General features: G+C 63.7%; 20 protein-coding genes. 11 read left to right on the plus strand and 9 right to left on the minus strand.

Annotation, left to right across the window (positions count from 1 at the left end; all coding sequences use genetic code 11):
* The first annotated feature begins 3 nt into the window (after positions 1 to 3).
* Positions 4 to 612, plus strand: coding sequence for a LysE family translocator (locus RYH70_RS06370; protein WP_317009954.1), 609 nt, complete (start codon positions 4 to 6; stop codon positions 610 to 612).
* Positions 613 to 790: 178 nt separating this feature from the next.
* Here the strand turns inward: RYH70_RS06370 and RYH70_RS06375 are convergent, their stop codons facing one another.
* Both RYH70_RS06375 and RYH70_RS06380 read right to left on the minus strand, forming a co-directional pair.
* A complete protein-coding gene (locus RYH70_RS06375) occupies positions 791 to 988 on the minus strand; it encodes a hypothetical protein (protein WP_157367616.1) in 198 nt (65 codons plus the stop codon).
* A gap of 9 nt (positions 989 to 997) precedes the next feature.
* Positions 998 to 2,440, minus strand: coding sequence for an MFS transporter (locus tag RYH70_RS06380; RefSeq protein ID WP_284455315.1), 1,443 nt, complete (start codon positions 2,438 to 2,440; stop codon positions 998 to 1,000).
* 91 nt (positions 2,441 to 2,531) lie between these two features.
* On the opposite strand from RYH70_RS06380, the gene RYH70_RS06385 reads away from it, so the two are divergent.
* Entirely contained in the window at positions 2,532 to 3,329 is a 798-nt protein-coding gene (locus RYH70_RS06385; RefSeq protein WP_284455314.1) for a helix-turn-helix transcriptional regulator, read from the plus strand.
* Here the strand turns inward: RYH70_RS06385 and RYH70_RS06390 are convergent.
* The gene (locus RYH70_RS06390; RefSeq protein WP_284455313.1) at positions 3,326 to 4,228 is read right to left on the minus strand and encodes a LysR family transcriptional regulator; all 903 of its coding nucleotides are present in this window, start codon (positions 4,226 to 4,228) and stop codon (positions 3,326 to 3,328) included. The two genes, RYH70_RS06385 and RYH70_RS06390, sit on opposite strands and share 4 nt — an antisense overlap.
* Before the next feature lie 183 nt (positions 4,229 to 4,411).
* On the opposite strand from RYH70_RS06390, the gene RYH70_RS06395 reads away from it, so the two are divergent.
* A complete protein-coding gene (locus RYH70_RS06395) occupies positions 4,412 to 5,008 on the plus strand; it encodes a TetR/AcrR family transcriptional regulator (protein WP_026949040.1) in 597 nt (198 codons plus the stop codon).
* On the opposite strand, the gene RYH70_RS06400 is transcribed toward RYH70_RS06395, so the two are convergent.
* The 3 genes from RYH70_RS06400 to RYH70_RS06410 are packed head-to-tail and all read right to left on the minus strand — an operon-like array spanning position 5,009 to position 6,767.
* The gene (locus RYH70_RS06400) at positions 5,009 to 5,248 is read right to left on the minus strand and encodes a hypothetical protein (RefSeq protein WP_022995457.1); all 240 of its coding nucleotides are present in this window, start codon (positions 5,246 to 5,248) and stop codon (positions 5,009 to 5,011) included.
* Positions 5,245 to 5,955 (minus strand): glutamine amidotransferase, encoded by a 711-nt coding sequence (locus tag RYH70_RS06405; RefSeq protein WP_317009955.1) that lies wholly within the window; start codon positions 5,953 to 5,955, stop codon positions 5,245 to 5,247. The genes RYH70_RS06400 and RYH70_RS06405 overlap by 4 nt, the downstream gene beginning before the upstream one ends.
* Positions 5,952 to 6,767 (minus strand): YggS family pyridoxal phosphate-dependent enzyme, encoded by an 816-nt coding sequence (locus RYH70_RS06410; RefSeq protein ID WP_031228364.1) that lies wholly within the window; start codon positions 6,765 to 6,767, stop codon positions 5,952 to 5,954. Before RYH70_RS06410 ends, RYH70_RS06405 begins: the two co-directional genes overlap by 4 nt.
* Before the next feature lie 81 nt (positions 6,768 to 6,848).
* On the opposite strand from RYH70_RS06410, the gene ptsJ reads away from it, so the two are divergent.
* The gene (gene ptsJ / locus RYH70_RS06415; protein ID WP_055099087.1) at positions 6,849 to 8,147 is read left to right on the plus strand and encodes a MocR-like B6 salvage transcription factor PtsJ; all 1,299 of its coding nucleotides are present in this window, start codon (positions 6,849 to 6,851) and stop codon (positions 8,145 to 8,147) included.
* Here ptsJ and RYH70_RS06420 read toward each other — a convergent pair.
* Positions 8,110 to 8,742, minus strand: coding sequence for a TetR/AcrR family transcriptional regulator (locus RYH70_RS06420; protein ID WP_022995461.1), 633 nt, complete (start codon positions 8,740 to 8,742; stop codon positions 8,110 to 8,112). The genes ptsJ and RYH70_RS06420 overlap by 38 nt on opposite strands.
* Before the next feature lie 103 nt (positions 8,743 to 8,845).
* Between RYH70_RS06420 and RYH70_RS06425 the strand changes: the two genes are divergently transcribed.
* Positions 8,846 to 9,586, plus strand: a complete 741-nt coding sequence (locus tag RYH70_RS06425) for an SDR family NAD(P)-dependent oxidoreductase (RefSeq protein ID WP_022995462.1) — start codon at positions 8,846 to 8,848, stop codon at positions 9,584 to 9,586.
* Here RYH70_RS06425 and RYH70_RS06430 read toward each other — a convergent pair whose 3' ends face one another.
* A complete protein-coding gene (locus tag RYH70_RS06430) occupies positions 9,587 to 10,228 on the minus strand; it encodes an NAD(P)-dependent oxidoreductase (protein WP_055099088.1) in 642 nt (213 codons plus the stop codon).
* A 122-nt stretch (positions 10,229 to 10,350) separates the two neighbouring features.
* Between RYH70_RS06430 and RYH70_RS06435 the strand changes: the two genes are divergently transcribed.
* The 6 genes from RYH70_RS06435 to RYH70_RS06460 all read left to right on the plus strand — a co-directional run bounded on the left by RYH70_RS06435 (position 10,351) and on the right by RYH70_RS06460 (position 15,329).
* Entirely contained in the window at positions 10,351 to 11,262 is a 912-nt protein-coding gene (locus RYH70_RS06435) for a LysR family transcriptional regulator (protein ID WP_026949037.1), read from the plus strand.
* On the plus strand, positions 11,259 to 11,588 hold the full coding sequence (locus tag RYH70_RS06440; protein WP_316310067.1) for a thioredoxin family protein: 330 nt from the start codon (positions 11,259 to 11,261) through the stop codon (positions 11,586 to 11,588). The genes RYH70_RS06435 and RYH70_RS06440 overlap by 4 nt, the downstream gene beginning before the upstream one ends.
* 162 nt (positions 11,589 to 11,750) lie before the next feature.
* Positions 11,751 to 12,659, plus strand: coding sequence for a metal ABC transporter substrate-binding protein (locus RYH70_RS06445; protein ID WP_317009956.1), 909 nt, complete (start codon positions 11,751 to 11,753; stop codon positions 12,657 to 12,659).
* Entirely contained in the window at positions 12,656 to 13,555 is a 900-nt protein-coding gene (locus tag RYH70_RS06450) for a manganese/iron ABC transporter ATP-binding protein (protein ID WP_055099090.1), read from the plus strand. The genes RYH70_RS06445 and RYH70_RS06450 overlap by 4 nt, the downstream gene beginning before the upstream one ends.
* Positions 13,552 to 14,412, plus strand: a complete 861-nt coding sequence (locus RYH70_RS06455; protein WP_022995468.1) for a metal ABC transporter permease — start codon at positions 13,552 to 13,554, stop codon at positions 14,410 to 14,412. The genes RYH70_RS06450 and RYH70_RS06455 overlap by 4 nt, the downstream gene beginning before the upstream one ends.
* On the plus strand, positions 14,409 to 15,329 hold the full coding sequence (locus tag RYH70_RS06460) for a metal ABC transporter permease (RefSeq protein WP_026949036.1): 921 nt from the start codon (positions 14,409 to 14,411) through the stop codon (positions 15,327 to 15,329). Before RYH70_RS06455 ends, RYH70_RS06460 begins: the two co-directional genes overlap by 4 nt.
* A gap of 71 nt (positions 15,330 to 15,400) precedes the next feature.
* Here RYH70_RS06460 and RYH70_RS06465 read toward each other — a convergent pair whose 3' ends face one another.
* Positions 15,401 to 15,838 carry a DoxX family protein gene (locus RYH70_RS06465; protein WP_055099093.1) on the minus strand — a complete coding sequence of 146 codons (438 nt, stop codon included), beginning with the start codon at positions 15,836 to 15,838 and terminating at the stop codon, positions 15,401 to 15,403.
* Between the last annotated feature and the right edge of the window lie 195 nt (positions 15,839 to 16,033).

Consider the following 16,033-nt stretch of genomic DNA (forward strand, 5'->3'; position numbering starts at 1 on the left):
GTCATGGAATCCCTGGTCGCGTTTTTTCTGTTTGCCTTTGTCGCCTCGATCACGCCCGGTCCCACTAATGTTCTGGTGATGAGCAACGCTTCCCGTCATGGCTGGCCTTCGGCGCTGCCCATGGTGATCGGCGGCTGCGCCGCCGCCACCACCATCGTGCTGTTGGTCGGCAGCGGCCTGACCCGCTCCCTGGCGGAGCACCCCCAGATCCAGCGGGCCATCGCCTGGACGGGTGTGGCCTGGCTGAGCTGGATGGCCTGGCATCTGTTCCGCAGCGATTCCCTTGGTGACGACGAACGGGCGCTCGGCCGCGGCCGTGGCTTCACCGTGGCCGCCACCCTGCAACTGGTGAATCCGAAAGTCTGGATGATGGCGCTGGCGGTCATGGGGGTGTTCGTCACCCCGGGCGCCGGGCAAGGTGGTCGCGTGGCTTTGTTGTCGCTGATCTTCTTTCTGGTGGCGCTGCCGTGCATGGCGATCTGGGCCTGGCTGGGCATCAAAGCCGCCGCCTGGACCCGTTCGCCGGGGCGCCTGCGCTGGTTCAACCGCGCCATGGCGCTGCTGTTGCTGCTCACCGCCTGGTCCACGGTGGTGGACGTTCGGATGTTGTGAAGAGCGCTTGATATCACACGCGGTCCTGGCCGATCAAACCCCGGATGAGGCATACTTCGCGACGCTGCCCGCGATTAAAACGGCAGCACGATTGCCTGGCGCGTTCCACTCGAAAATCCCGGAACACTGTCCGAACAAGTGGCACTACCCGTTGAGGCGCCCCTCACGATAGACAGTGTCAAGTCATGGACTGGAAAGACTCCGAATGATGAATTGGATCCCTATAGTTTTCTTTACGTTCAAGATTGTCGTGTTCGGCACGGGCATGTTCTTCGCCATCAAGTGGCACTACGACAAAGGGAAGAAGAAAAAAGAAAATAACGAAATCAGCCGACGGTAAGCGCCCGCCGATAGGGATGGTGGGCGCGGTTTCCATTTTGGGGCGTCAGGCGTTATGCCCCAACCTGCGCAGCCGCTGCAACAGCACGCAGGACACCACCGCCGCCGTCAGGTTGTACAACATGGCAACGACGAACGCGTCCACGTGGGCGGCGGCAGGCTCCGCCGCCGGGGCGGCCCGCAAAGTGCCGAGGAACAGCATGCCCATGGCGCAGACGCCGAGGGCGGCGCCCACCTGTTGCAGTGTGGAGATCACCCCGGAGGCCATGCCCGCCTGCCGCCGCGGCACCACCCCAAGAATCAGATTCAGCAACGGGGTCATTACCAGGCCCTGACCAAAGCCCACCGCGATCAATGCCGGAATCCACCAGGCCAACAGGCCTCCCTCCGCTGTCCACTTCACCTGCATGATCAGTAAGCCCAGGGAAACCGCGTAAAGACCACCCCCGGCTACCAGTGTCGTGGCGCCATAGCGTGATACCCAGCGTGAAGCCAGCAATGACGACGCCATGAAACCAGCACTGGCCGGTGCGAACAGCGCCCCGGCCTGGAACGGATCCAGCCCCAGCCCGGTTTGCACCAGTAGCGCGAAGCACAGGAAGAAGGAGCTGGAGGTGGAATAAATCAGTGTGACCAGCACACAGCCCAGGGCGAAAGCCGGTTGTCGCAGTAGCGTCATATCCACCAGAGGGAGAAGCCCCCGGCGTTGCCGGCGACGTTGCTGAAGACTGAATTGCGCCAGCAACAGGCCGGATAGTACCAGCGCGCCCCAGCACCACAGCGGCCAGTGCCGGGCCGGGCCTTCCAGCAGTGCTACCAGCAACAGTGTCAAACCGGCGGCCACCAGCAGCACACCGGCACCATCCAGATCCGGCCGCTGCTCCAGGCGGGATTCGGCCACGCGCCCGCCGAACAGCAGTGTCAGCAGCCCGATGGGGAGATTGATCAGAAAGATGGTGCGCCAGCCCAGACCGGCCAGGTCCAGATGCACCAGCCAGCCGCCCAGCACTTGCCCGGCAATGGCCGCAAACCCCAGTGTCATGCCCAGCCAGGCAAACGCCCGGCGCTGAGTGTCGGCGTCGTAGAGCACGCGCAGAGAGGCGTAGATCTGCGGAAAGAGCAGAGCAGCGGCACCGCCCTGGAACACCCGGGCGGCGATCAGCGCTTCCGCCGTGGGGGCGATGCCGCACAGCAGAGAAGCCAGGGTGAAAAGCGCCATCCCCCAGAGATACAGACGCCGCCGTCCAAAGCGGTCGCCGAGACGGCCGCCGGTGATGAGCAGAGCGCCGAAGGCCAGTTCATAGCCAGCCAGCACGAAGCCGATTTGCGCGAAACTGGCACCCAGGTCCCGCTGCATGCTGGGGATCGCCACGTTGACCACGAACAGATCAAAAATGGTGACAAAGCCGCCGAGCAACAATAGCGGTAGACCGGGAATGCCCTTGCCATGGGGAAGGGACGAAGCAAGGGGGGAACGGGATGCCATCATGGTCTCCTCTTGTGGGTGAAGAGGAGCTATTCTGGCGACCCTTTATCGCATTACAATTTAGCTTTTTATCCTATTACAAGAGGTAACCCCCATGGCCACGCCAAGGCTGCAGCGCACACGCCGGGAACTGGCCGCTTTTCTGCGCGCCCGCCGGGAGGCTATCACTCCGGAGCAGGTGGGGCTGGCGGACAGTGGACGCCGGCGCACGCCCGGTTTGCGCCGTGAGGAAGTGGCCACGCTCGCCGGGGTCGGGGTGACTTGGTACACCTGGCTGGAGCAGGGACGGGAGATCGGCGTGTCCGCGCCGGTACTGGAACGCATCGCCCGGGTGCTCAAACTGGACGGCGCCCAGCGCCGCCATCTGTTTTTGCTGGCACAGAACCGGCCGCCGGTGGAACCGGGCAAAACCTGGTGCTCGGTGCCCCCGCTGGTACGGCGTTTAATGGACGACTGGCCCCACCATCCGGCTTACGTGCTCAATTTGCGCTGGGATGTGTTGGCCTGGAACGCGGCGGCCCAGACCCTGTTTGATTTCGAACGGCGGCCGGCGGGGCAGCGCAATCTGCTGTGGCTGTTGTTCACCGCCGAGGACCTTCGCGGCGTGTTCGTGAACTGGGCCGAACAAGCGCCGCGCATGCTGGCCAGCTTCCGCCGTGATTTCGTGCGCGCCACCACCGATCCCAGCATCACCGATCTGGTTCGGCAATTGGAACGGGCCTCGCCGGAATTCCGCCAATGGTGGCCCGGCCAGGACGTGCAAGCGCCGTGCACGGGCAGCCGGGAGTTGTTTCGCGATGGGCAAGTCCAGCGCTACCAGCACACCACCCTGATCGTGGACGAGGATCGCCATCTGCGTCTGGTGGTGTACGCGCGGGATGAACACTCTTAACGCCGGGGCGCGGGGCGCAGGCGTTCGCCGATCACCGTTTCCAGCCACTGGGAAAACACCTGGAAGCGGTGCGACAGATGCAGGCGCTGCGGATACAGCAAAGTGATGTCCATGGGCTCCGCCCGCCACTCGGGCAGTACCTCGCAAAGCAGGCCGTTGTCCAGATCCTCGCGAACATCGTAGGCCGGCACCTGGATCATACCCAGCCCGGCCCGGCAGCAGGCGATATACAACTCGGTGTTGTTCACCGCCACGGCGCCGGGTATCTCCACCTGGTGGTATTCACCATCGCGCAGATACTCCCAGGGCTCGGGGCGGCCCTGGCTGGGCGCGATATAGTGCACCGCCCGATGTGACGGCAGTTCTTCCACTGTACGCGGTGTACCATGGCGCCGCAGGTACGCCGGGCTGGCGCAATTGATCAGCTCCAATTGCCCCAACGGCCGGGCGATCAACGAGGAGTCGGCCAGTGGACCGACGCGGATGACACAGTCCACCGCTTCCTGCACCAGGTCCACCTGGCGGTCGGCCACGCACAGATCCACCTTGATATCCGGATAGCGGTCAAGAAAGGCCGGTAGCGCCGGAGCCAGGACCAGCCGGCCGATACGGGCCGGCACATTGACGCGGATGCGGCCGGCCGGGGCCTTGCCGGGGCGGAACAGCTCCTCGGTTTCTTCGTAATCGGCAAGCAGGCGCACACAACGATCGTAGAAACGATGCCCTTCCTCGGTGACGGTGACCTGGCGTGTGGTGCGATGCAGCAGCCGCGCGCCGACACGCTGTTCCAGCGTTTTGACCGCGCCGGACACCGACGAGCGCGGCAGCGGCAGGGTTTCCGCGGCACGGGTGAAGTTGCCGCAGTCCACCACACGCACGAAGATTCTGAGTAGCTCCAACCGGTCCAGGGCGCGCCTCCATTGTTCGTATCACTCGACGAGTGGAGTGAATATAGCGCTTTTATGATTGCATTAGCGACACATGGGACGGCGGAGGCGGTTTCCTGGGACGATCCGGCGTGAACGGATACACTGACGGGCGATGGTGTTCTCGCGTGGAAGGCGCTAATGGAAGGAAGTCCCTTGAAAACCAAGCAACGGCAGCGGCAGGTGAAGCCCGCGGAAGTACGTCTGGATGAATTGGTCAGTGCGGCCCAGGTGTTGTTTCTGGAAAAGGGTATGAAGGCCACCACGGTGGACGATATCGTCGAACGGGCCGGTGTCGCCAAGGGCACTTTCTACCATTACTTCAACACCAAAACGGACTTGTTGCCGGCACTTCGCGAGCGCTTCGCCCGTCGTTTCCTGGAACGGGTGTCGGAAGCGGTGGAAGCCTGTGCCGAAGACGACTGGCGCGGCCGGCTCAGCGCCTGGTGCCAGCGCAGCCTGTCGATCTGCGTCGAGGACTTTCGGCTGCACGATCTGGTGTACGCCGATCACTATCATGATCGCAGTGACCCTGATCTGAACCAGGTGCTGGATCAGGTGGAGGCGATTCTGCGCGCCGGCGGTGAAGCCGGCGCCTGGCCTCAGGCGGATTGGCGGCGGCTGGCGGTCATCGCGTTCTGGAGCATGCACGGTCTGGCCGATGACCTCATCGCCCGCGGTGGGGACAGCGAGGAGGTGGGGCGCTTTCTCAGCCAGCGGCTATTGGCCATGCTGGGCGGTACCGGAACCTGATCAGGCTTCCCCGGGGAGTGGCTGGTACAAGGGCCGGCGGCCGAGAACCCTCAAACCGTCGGGTCCGCTTTCCAGCAAACGGTATTCCTCGTTCGCCACCTGGACGGAGAGCTGGTAGCCGGAGGCTTCGGAGAAGCAGCCTCGCACCTGTTCCATGGCCGCCCTGGCGTCGGCGCTATCGGTTTCGAAATGCCCCAACAGCCGGCCCCGGTGGTGGATGGTCAAACGGTACTGCGTCATTGTTTTTGCTCCCATTGATCCCGCCACTGAGTCATCAGCCGTCGCGCCGCCCGAATCAGAGAATGGCCGTGTTCCGCGGCGTCCCGGCGCAACTGTTCCAGATCAATGCCGGCCCCCGACAGTTCCAGGGTGTGGCCGATCAGCCAGCGCTCCAGCTTTTCCGGGTCCGCTTCGATGTGAAACTGCAGGCCCAGCGCGTGGTGGCCGGCGGCGAACGCCTGGGTCGGGCAAGGCGTCGTCGTGGCCAGACTGGACACGGCCGCCGGCAATTGAATCCGGTCGCCGTGCCAATGCAACACCGGCACGTCTTCCAGAGCGGTCAGCGGCGAGGCCAGGCCGGCGCGGGTCAGTTGAACGGGCGCGAAACCGATTTCCTTTTCCGGCATGGCGCTGATTCGGCCGCCCAGGGCCCGGGCCATCAATTGCGCGCCGAGACAGATGCCGAGCAACGGCTGCCGTCGCAGTAGACGTTCGCTGATCAGGGCCAGCTCGGATTGCAGATACGGATAGAGACGGTCGTCGAAAGCGCCGATCGGACCGCCGAGTACGATCAGCAGGCCAGGCGGGGCATCGAATAAATCCTCGAGGGTGTCCACGCCGATATCGCGGTATTGGATTTGCCAACCCCATTCGCGCAGCAGGGGCTCGAGCGTGCCCAGATCCTCGAAAGCCAGGTGGCGCAGGGCCACGGCGGTGTTCATCGTCATTGGGTTTGCTCCGCTTGCGGTGTGGGAGAAGAAGCCGCGTCCGGCCAGTAGTGACTGTCGGGCAGGGGACGCGCGCCGAAGATGGCCTGACCCACCCGAACCACGGTGGCGCCTTCCTCGATGGCGGTTTCAAAGTCGCCGGACATGCCCATGGATAAGTGCGTCAGATCGATCCGGTCCGGCGCGCTCTGGCGTAGTTGGTCCCGCAACTGGCGCAACCGGACGAAGCAGGCGCGCACCCGGTCGGTGTCGGACGACCACAACGCCAGGGTCATCAGGCCTCGGACCCGCAGGCAGGAGAACGGCGTCAATGCCTTCAGAAATGGCGCCACCTGATCCGGCGCCAGGCCATATTTGCTGTCCTCGCCGGAGGTGTTCACCTGCACCATGACGTCCAGGGCGCGGCCTTCCTGCTGCAACCGGCGTTCCAGTGCCTCGGCCACCCGGATGCTGTCCAGGGCCTGGAATTCACTGGCGAAACGGGCCACGTAGCGGGCCTTGTTGGTCTGCAGATGGCCGATCACCGACCAGCGCAGGTCGGTCAGATCCGCCAGTGTCTGATGTTTATGGCGGGCTTCCTGAACCTTGTTCTCGCCCAGTTCCCGGCAACCGGCGGCGTAGGCCAGCCGCAGCCGTTCCACCGCCACGGTCTTGCTCACTGGCAGCAGGCGTACCGTGGCCGGGTCCCGGCCGCACCGGTAACAGGCATCGTCGATGCGCCGGCGCACCGACGCCAGATTGGCGCGAATCCGCGCCTCCGTTGCCGCTGGCGGGTAGGATGAAGGGGGCGTTTGGGTTGGGTCTGGTGTCATCACCGGGCTCCCATGGGCACTTGGAGAGTGCTTAGTTTATGATTGTCACAGGTCAAAATCCATATTGTCATAGGACAAAAAATGGCGATTACGGGACAAAGCGCGGCGGAGATCGTCGACAGCGTGCGGGCCGAGGTGCGAAGCGGTGCCCTGGAACCGGGCCAGGCGCTGCCGCCGGTGCGGGAACTGGCGGCGCGGCTGGGCGTGAACCGCAATACCGTGGCTGCTGCCTACAAGCGGCTGGTGGTGGTTGGCGTGGCGGAAACCCGGGGGCGGTTGGGGACGCTGATTCGAGAGCCTGCGGCACCAGGCCCACGGGAAGGCGCGGCACCGGACTCGCCGTTGATGGATCTCGCCAGCGGTAATCCGGACCCGCGCTGGTTGCCGGACCCGCGCGCCCTGGCGGCGGCGCTGTCCGGGCAACCGCGCCTGTACGGTGAGCCACCGGTGTCGCCCCGATTGGCGGCTCTGGCGGAGCCTTGGTTCCGGGACGTGCCCTGTCCAGATCCGGTGCTGACCGTGACCCACGGAGCGGTGGACGCCATCGAACGGCTGCTGACCGCCCATCTGGTGCCCGCCGATCCGGTGGCGGTGGAAGATCCCTGTTTCCTCAGCAGCATCCATACGCTGCGTTTACTGGGCCTGCGTCCCATGGGCGTGCCGGTGGACGGGGAAGGCATGACCGTGGATGGCTTGCGTCAGGCCCTCGCCAGCGGCGCCCGTGCCGTTTTGTGCACACCGCGCGCCCACAACCCCACTGGGTGCAACCTCAGCGCGGGTCGGGCCGCGGCATTGCGCCAGGTGCTGGCCGAATATCCGGACGTGCTGGTGATCGAGGACGATCACTTCGCCCCGTTGTCGCGGGCGGAATACCAGCCACTGGCGTCGTCGCGGAGCCGGCATTGGGCAGTGGTACGCTCGGTATCAAAGTGTTTTGGACCGGATCTGCGTCTGGCGCTGGTGGTCAGCGATGAGGACAGCGCCAGCCGGCTTGGCCAGCGGCTGGCCTCCGGTACCGCCTGGGTCAGCCATTTGCTGCAGGATATGGTGGCATCGTGCCTGGAGAGCAGCGCGGTAATGGCGCGGGTGACGGAGGCCGCCGCCGATTACCGGCGGCGCCGGGATACCTTGTCACGGGCTCTGCGGGATCAGGGGCTGTGTCCGTGGGACGGCGATGGTCTCAATCTATGGATACCGCTGCCGGGGCCGGCGGCGCCGGTCACCGCGGCGCTGGCTCGGCGGGGTTGGCTGGTGCGCGATGACCGGCCTTTCCGTCTTGGCGCCGGCGCCGGCGCTTTGCGCGTCACCGTGACCGGACTGGAGCCGGAGGTGGCGCGCCATTTCAGTGCGGATCTGGCGCGGGTGCTGGCGGCCGGCTGATCAGGGCGTCCCAGGCGGCCAGGCCGGTATCCGCCACGCTCATCAGGGTGGCGCCGTCGGCGCCATCGCGTGCCAGGATCGACATGCCGTGCTGCAGCGTCGCCAGGTATGTCGCCAGGGCCTGGCAATCCGTTTCCGGCGCCAGTTCACCCTCGGCGACAGCCCGTTCGAAGCGCTCCCGCAGGACGCTGATGTTGCGCGTCCGGTGCTCCCTCAATATTTCGCAAATGGCTGGACTGGCGCCCTCCGATTGCGGCGCGGCGAGTACGATCAGACAGCCTGGCGGACGGTCTTCATGACTGAACGCCCGAGCCGATTGGCGCAACACATGAGCCACCGCCTCACGGGCACTGGCGCTGTCCGCCACCGGTTCCCAGATGCCGCTGCCGCCGTGCCGCCGGTACAGCTCCAGGACTTCGCGGAATAACCCCTCCTTGCTGCCGAAGGCGGCATACAGGCTGGGCGGGTTCAGCCCCATGGCGGCGGTGAGGTCGGCCATGGAGGCGTGTTCGAAGCCTTTGCGCCAGAACACGTCCAGTGCCTTGCGCAATACCGTTTCCCGGTCGAAGTTGCGGGGTCTGCCGCGGGGTGGCATGGGGGCTCCTTTTTATGTATCGATCAATAAAAAATAACTTGACGGCGTCGATTCCGCACGTCATTTCTTATTTGTATTGATCACTACATATTTGGAGAGAGTCATGACGGATTTGAACGGTAAAGTGGCCTTGGTGACCGGTGGCAGCCGGGGTATCGGGGCCGCCATCGCCCGTCGCCTTGCCGCCGACGGCGCCCGGGTGGCGATCACCTACACCAGCCAGCCGGCCGCTGCCGAGGCGGTGGTGGCGGATATCGAAAGCAGAGGCGGGCGGGCGCTGGCGTTACGTGCCGACAACCGCGACAGTGAGACTCTGGCGGCGGCGGTGCGTGAGGCGGCGGACGCTCTTGGCGGGTTGGATATCCTGGTCAACAACGCCGGCATTTTCGAGATGCGCCCGATCAGCGAACTGACCCTGGAGGATTATCGGCGGGTCATGGAGGTGAACACCCAGGCGGTGTTCGTCGCCACCCGGGCGGCGGTGGACCTGCTGCCGGAGGGGGGACGGGTGATCAATCTGGGCAGCAGCCTGGCGGTACGGGTGCCCTGGGCGGGGCTGACTTTGTACTCCATGAGCAAGGCGGCATTGATCGGTTTCACCAAGGCGCTGGCCCGGGATCTGGGTGAGCGTGGTATCACCGCCAACGTGGTGCATCCGGGGTCCACCGACACCGATATGAACCCCGCGGGCGGCGACCATGCCGATGGCCAGCGGGCGCTCATGGCGATTCCCCGCTACAACGACCCCGATCATCTGGCGGCGCTGGTGTCCTGGCTGGCCGGCCCCGAGGCCCGCTCGGTGACCGGCTCGGAGTTCGCCATGGACGGTGGCGCCAATATCTGATCAGACATAGCCCAGGGTAAAGCGCTGATCCCGGTGTTGTGGGTTTTCCAGTTCGTCGATCATGGCTACCGCGTAGTCCTGCACCGAAATGCGGCTGTTGCCGTCCTGATCGGTGATCAACTGGTCGCCGCCGAGCTGAAATCGTCCGGTGCGCTCGCCAGGGAAGATCTCCGCCGCCGGGGACAGCATGGTCCAGGTCTGTTCGCTCTGGCCGCGCAACAGTTCCAGAGCCGCCTTGGCGCCCTGGGCGGTGGCCTTGTACTGCTCCGGAAACTCCGGCGTATCGAACAGCAGCTTGCCAGGAGCCACTTCCAGTGACGCGGCCCCGCCGACGATCAGGAAGCGCTTGGCGTCGACGTTCTCCAGGGCGCGCAGGATCGATTCCACGCCCTTGATGTAGTAGCCATAGACGTCGTCCTGGGCATGCCCGCTGAACGCGCTGATCACGGCGTCATGGCCGGCCAGCACCTTGGCCAGGGCTTCGCTGTCCATCACGTCCGCTTTCGCCGGCGTCAGATTTTCGTGTTGCGGCAAGCGTTCCGGGTGAGTGACCACGGCGGTGACCTGGTGGCCCCTTTCCAGGGCCTCGTTGAGCAGGGCGGAGCCGATGAAGCCGCTGGCGCCAATCAGTGCAATGTTCATAACCAACTCCTTATGAGGAAGAGATTGCTCGAAAACAAAGCCATGGTGGCACCGGTGATTGATTTGAAAAACAGCCCAATCAATAATTCAGTGTTTTTAAATTGATAACAATGGGGCTGACCATGGCCGCCGTGGAAGATCTCGACTACAACAGCCTGCCGGTATTTATCGCCCTGGTGGAAGCGGGCAGTTTCACCGCCGCCGCCGAGCGCCTGGGCTGCACCAAGACCCGGGTCAGCCTGCAGATCCGTCGTCTTGAGGAGCGCCTGGGCCAGAGCCTGTTTCATCGCACCACCCGGCAGGTGCAGCCGACCCCGGCCGGCGAGGCGTTCTATCAGCAATGTCGGCCGTTATGGAGTGGCCTGGAAGCGGCGCTGGGCACTCTGGAAGCGGACCGGCAGACCTTGACCGGTGAGTTGCGGATCTCCGCTCCCGAGGACTACGCCATGCAGACTCTGGCGCCGGTGGTGGCGGCATTCAGTGCCGAGCACCCGGGATTGCAGGTGGAGTTACGCGGCGGCGACCGGATCACCGATATGGTTCGCGAAGGCATCGATCTGGCGATCCGTCTCGGTTGGCTACGGGATTCGACGCTCCGTTCCACTGTGCTGGGCCACTTTCAGCAATGGTTGATGGCCTCGCCGGAGTATCTGCGCAAAAGAGGCACACCGGCCACGCCGGAAGCTCTGAGCGACCATGACTGGGTCGCCTTCACGCCGTTGCGCTCGCCATTGACCTGGAACTTTCGCAAAGGCGAACGGCAATGCAGGGTACAAATGCAGGCCCGGTTACGCACCAACGCCACCGGTGTCCTGCGGGAAATGCTGGCGCGTGGCGCCGGCTTGTCGGTCATGGCTCAGCCCACCGCGGAAGCGGAGATCCGGGCCGGCCGTCTGGTGCGGGTGCTGGCGGACTGGCGGTTGCCGGACGGCGGCATCCACGCGGTGTATCCGCCAGGGCGTTATATTCCGGCCCGGGTGCGGGCCTTCGTCGACGCTTTTCGCGCCTCTTTGGAACAGGAGAATCAGCAATGAGCTACAACGAAATCTTTGTGGCGCGGGAGCCGGAACGAGAGGAAATCGATGCCGGCAAGGGCAATCTGGTATTGGAATTCGGCACGCCCTGGTGTGGCCACTGCCTTGCCGCGCAACCGCTGATCCGTGAGGTTTTGGAGCACGCCGCCACCGACCATATCCGGGTGGAAGACGGCCGGGGCCGGCGGTTGGGCCGCTCGTTCCGGGTCAAGCTGTGGCCGACGCTGATTTTTCTGCGCGACGGTGAAGAGATGGCGAGAGTGGTGCGCCCCACCGATATCGCCGTGATCCGTGAGGCGCTGGCGCGATTGGAGCAGAGCGATTAATCAATGGCACCGGTGGTGGCGCGGTACGTGGAGGGCAGTCTTGTTCTTCTGCAATGTCGAATAAGTACAAGTAATTCCTGTTTGCAAATGAATCTCAATTTCACTCATTATAGGGAGGACGATCCGGACGGACCCGGCGTGGGTCATTGGAGGAATTGAGTGATGCTTGGCAAGGCGATTCGGCTGGTCCTGGTTGTGGGGATCGGCGCGGCGCTGATCATGCTGTCGGCGATGACGCCGGCGATAGCCGGGGACAAGTTCAAGGTGGTCACCACCTTCACGGTGATCGCCGACATTGCCCGCAACGTGGCCGGGGAGGCCGCCACCGTGGAGTCCATCGTCAAACCGGGGGCGGAGATCCACAACTATCAGCCCACCCCTGGTGATATCAAACGCGCCCAGGGCGCGCATCTGATCCTTTGGAACGGCTTGAATCTGGAGTCGTGGTTCGAACGCTTCTTCAGCCATTTACGGGGTGTGCCCGGGGTGGTGGTGTCGGACGGCATCGAGCCTCTGGGTATCGGTGACGGGCCTTATCGCGGCAAGCCCAATCCTCACGCCTGGATGTCGCCGGTTTCGGCGTTGATCTACGTGGATAACATTCGTGATGCACTGGTGCGTTACGACCCGGGCAACGCGGATACCTACCGGCGCAACGCCGAGCAATACAAAGCCCGCATCCGGGCGCTGGTCGAGCCGATTCGCCAGGAACTGGCGGCGGTGCCCGAGGCGCGGCGCTGGCTGGTGACCAGCGAGGGCGCGTTCTCTTATCTGGCCCGTGATTTTGATCTGAAGGAACTGTGTCTGTGGCCGATCAACGCGGATCAGCAGGGCACGCCCCAGCAGGTCCGCAAGGTGATCGATACGGTCAGGGCGGAAAACATCCCGGTGGTGTTTTCCGAAAGCACCGTGTCCGCTTCCCCGGCCCGTCAGGTGGCGCGGGAAACCGGTGCTGCTTACGGCGGCGTGCTCTATGTGGATTCCCTCACCAGCCCGGATGGCCCGGTGCCCACCTATCTGGATCTGCTGCGGGTCACCGCCGCCACCATTACCAAAGGACTGACTCAATGAACGCCGTTGCCGCCCGCCTCGCCGAATGTGTCGCCCGCCAGCACGGAGAGGGGATCGCCGTGCAACAGGCCACGGTGACCTACCGCAACGGCCATACCGCGTTGCGTGACGCCAGCTTCCGTATCCCGCGTGGCACCATCGCGGCGCTGGTCGGTGTCAACGGCTCGGGGAAGTCCACGCTGTTCAAATCGATCATGGGCTTCGTGCGTCTGGCCCGGGGCGACATTCGCGTGCTCGGCATGCCGATCCGGCAGGCGTTGCGGTGCAATCTGGTGGCCTATGTGCCGCAGGCGGAAGAGGTGGACTGGAATTTCCCGGTGTTGGTGGAAGACGTGGTGATGATGGGACGCTACGGCCATATGGGTCTGTTGCGCCGGGCCCGGACCGCCGATCACCAGGCGGTGGAGACGGCGTTGGCGCGGGTGAATATGACCGACTTCCGCAAACGGCAGATCGGCGAGCTGTCCGGCGGCCAGAAAAAACGGGTGTTTCTGGCCCGGGCGCTGGCCCAGGACGGCCAGGTGATTCTGCTCGACGAGCCCTTCACCGGCGTTGACGTAAAAACCGAGGAGCAGATCATGGCGCTGCTGCGGGAGCTGCGCGAAGAGGGCCGGGTAATGCTGGTCTCGACGCATAATCTCGGTAGTGTGCCGGAGTTCTGTGATCGCACCATTCTGATCAAGCGTACCGTTCTCGCCCATGGCCTCACCAGCGAGGTGTTTACCCAGCGTAATCTGGAGCAGGCGTTTGGTGGTGTGCTGCGCCACTTCGTCGTCAATGAGGCGGGCAGCGGCATGCCGATCCCGATTGGCGTATTCACCGACGACGAGCGGCCGCTGATTCTCAGGGACGGCCGGGCATCGGCCCGCGCGGCAGGGAATGGCGATAACCCATGAGCGCCTTGCTGCTGGAACCGTTCGGTTACCACTACATGGTCAATGCCATGTGGGTATCCGCGCTGGTCGGCGGTGTCTGCGCGTTTCTGTCCTGTTTCCTGATGCTCAAAGGCTGGTCGCTGATCGGTGACGCCTTGTCGCATTCCATCGTGCCCGGCGTGGCGGGGGCCTACCTGTTCGGGCTGCCCATGTTTATCGGCGCGTTCTTCTCCGGTGGCCTGGCGGCGGCCGCCATGCTGTTTCTCAATCAGCGCACCAAACTGCGGGAGGACGCGGTGATCGGCTTGATCTTTTCCGCGTTCTTCGGGTTGGGGCTGTTCATGGTTTCTCTATCGCCCACGGCGGTGAACATCCAGACCATCGTGCTGGGCAACATTCTCGCCATCACGCCAGCGGACACGCTGCAACTGGCGGTGATCGGCCTGGTCTCCCTGGCCGTGCTGCTGATCAAATGGAAGGACCTGATGGTGACGTTTTTCGACGAGAGCCACGCGCGCTCCATCGGTCTCAATCCAACCCGGCTCAAGATCCTGTTCTTCACCTTATTGTCGGCGTCGACGGTGGCGGCGTTGCAGACCGTGGGCGCGTTTCTGGTGATCTGCATGGTGGTGACGCCCGGCGCCACCGCTTATCTGCTCACCGACCGCTTTGCCCGATTGCTGATGATCGCCGTGGCGATCGGTGCGCTCACCAGCCTGACCGGCGCCTACGCCAGTTATTTTCTCGACGGCGCCACCGGCGGTGTGATCGTGGTGCTGCAGACGATGATTTTTCTGCTGGTGTTTCTGTTGGCGCCGAAACACGGTTTGCTGGCCGCGCGCAAAAGGGCGGCACGGGCCTGCGCGGAGCCGGTATGACGTTGATCGATACTCTGCTGGCGCCGTTTCAGTTCGATTTCATGATCAACGCTTTGATCGTCGCCATGCTGATGGCGATACCCATGGCGCTGCTGTCCTGTTTTCTAGTGTTAAAGGGCTGGTCGCTAATGGGCGACGCCATGTCCCACGCGGTATTTCCCGGGGTGGTGGTGTCCTACCTGATCGGTATTCCTTACGCGGTGGGCGCGTTCATCGCCGGCATGCTGTGTGCAGTTGGCACCGGCTTTCTCGATCACCACAGCCGGGTCAAACAGGACACGGTGATGGGCGTGGTATTCGCCGGCATGTTCGGGCTGGGTCTGGTGCTGTATGTGAAGATCCAGTCGGAAGTCCATCTCGATCACATCCTGTTCGGCGACCTGCTTGGTGTCGCCGGCCCGGACTTGCTTGCCGCGGCACTGATCGCACTGATTACCACCGGTGTTATCGGGTTGAAATGGAAGGATCTTTTACTGCACGCGTTCGATCCGGCCCAGGCTCGGGCGGTGGGGTTGAAAACCGGCTGGCTGCATTACGGGCTGCTGGCGCTGATCTCGATGACCATCGTCGGGGCGCTGCAGGCGGTGGGGGTGATTCTCGCCATCGCTCTGCTGATCGCGCCTGGCGCCATTGTCTTCCTGCTCACACGCACTTTCGGCGCGATGTTGCTGCTGTCGGTGCTGGTGGCGGTGTTCGGTGCTTTCAGTGGCGTTTATCTGTCCTTCTTTATCGACAGCGCGCCGGCGCCCACCATCGTGTTGATTCTATCGGTGCTGTTCGTCGTCGCTTATGTGCGCGCCGGGCGCAAGGCCCGACACGGGCAATCGGCGGAGCGAATCGGGGCACGGACCAGGGAGGCACGCCGCCGGGCGGCCGCGGAGTGTTGTCCGCTGATTCAGAATCGACAGGGTTTCTGAGCAACATGCCGGTACCGCCGTGGCGTGCCGGGCGGCACCGGAGCAGTGATGGAAGCAAAGGACCGCGTGTTTCAGTCCGCCGGGTAGAGGGCCCGGTCCAGGCTCAGGTTGCCGCCGCCGGAGACCAACAGTGAGACCGAAGCCGCCAACAGCGCAAGCCCGAATTCGTAGCCGTTGTTGCTCATGAACAGGCCGTTGCCGACATGGACGGTGACAATCGCCATCACCATGGTGAAGGCAAGTGCCAGTGCCGCGGGCCGTGTCAGCAGGCCGATCAGTAACAACAAGCCACCGAAGAACTCAGCCGAACCCGCCGCCAGAGCCATCAGAACGCCGGGTTCCAGGCCGATGGAGGACATCCATTGGCCGGTGCCTTCCAGGCCATGGCCACCAAACCAGCCGAACAGTTTTTGTGCGCCATGGGCCATGAAAATAATGCCCACGGGGATGCGCAGCAGCAGCGGTGCCCAGGTGCTACGAGTCTGCAGAGCGGGTTGCAATAACGTCATGATCGAAAGCCTCTTAAAGGTTGAGAGTGGCACCGGCCCGCTGGACCGTGCGGTGATGGGGGTATTAAAAGGGCAGGTGATTAGATGAAAAATAGGTATTATCTGTTTTCTTTGTTCTGATATTTAGATCTTTTTGTCAGCATCGAAGATGCTCAATGGTTGGTACCGAATACTGTCCATTGGTATGCTAACCGG

The organism is Alloalcanivorax xenomutans (genome assembly GCF_032810065.1).
GTDB classification, from domain to species: domain Bacteria; phylum Pseudomonadota; class Gammaproteobacteria; order Pseudomonadales; family Alcanivoracaceae; genus Alloalcanivorax; species Alloalcanivorax xenomutans.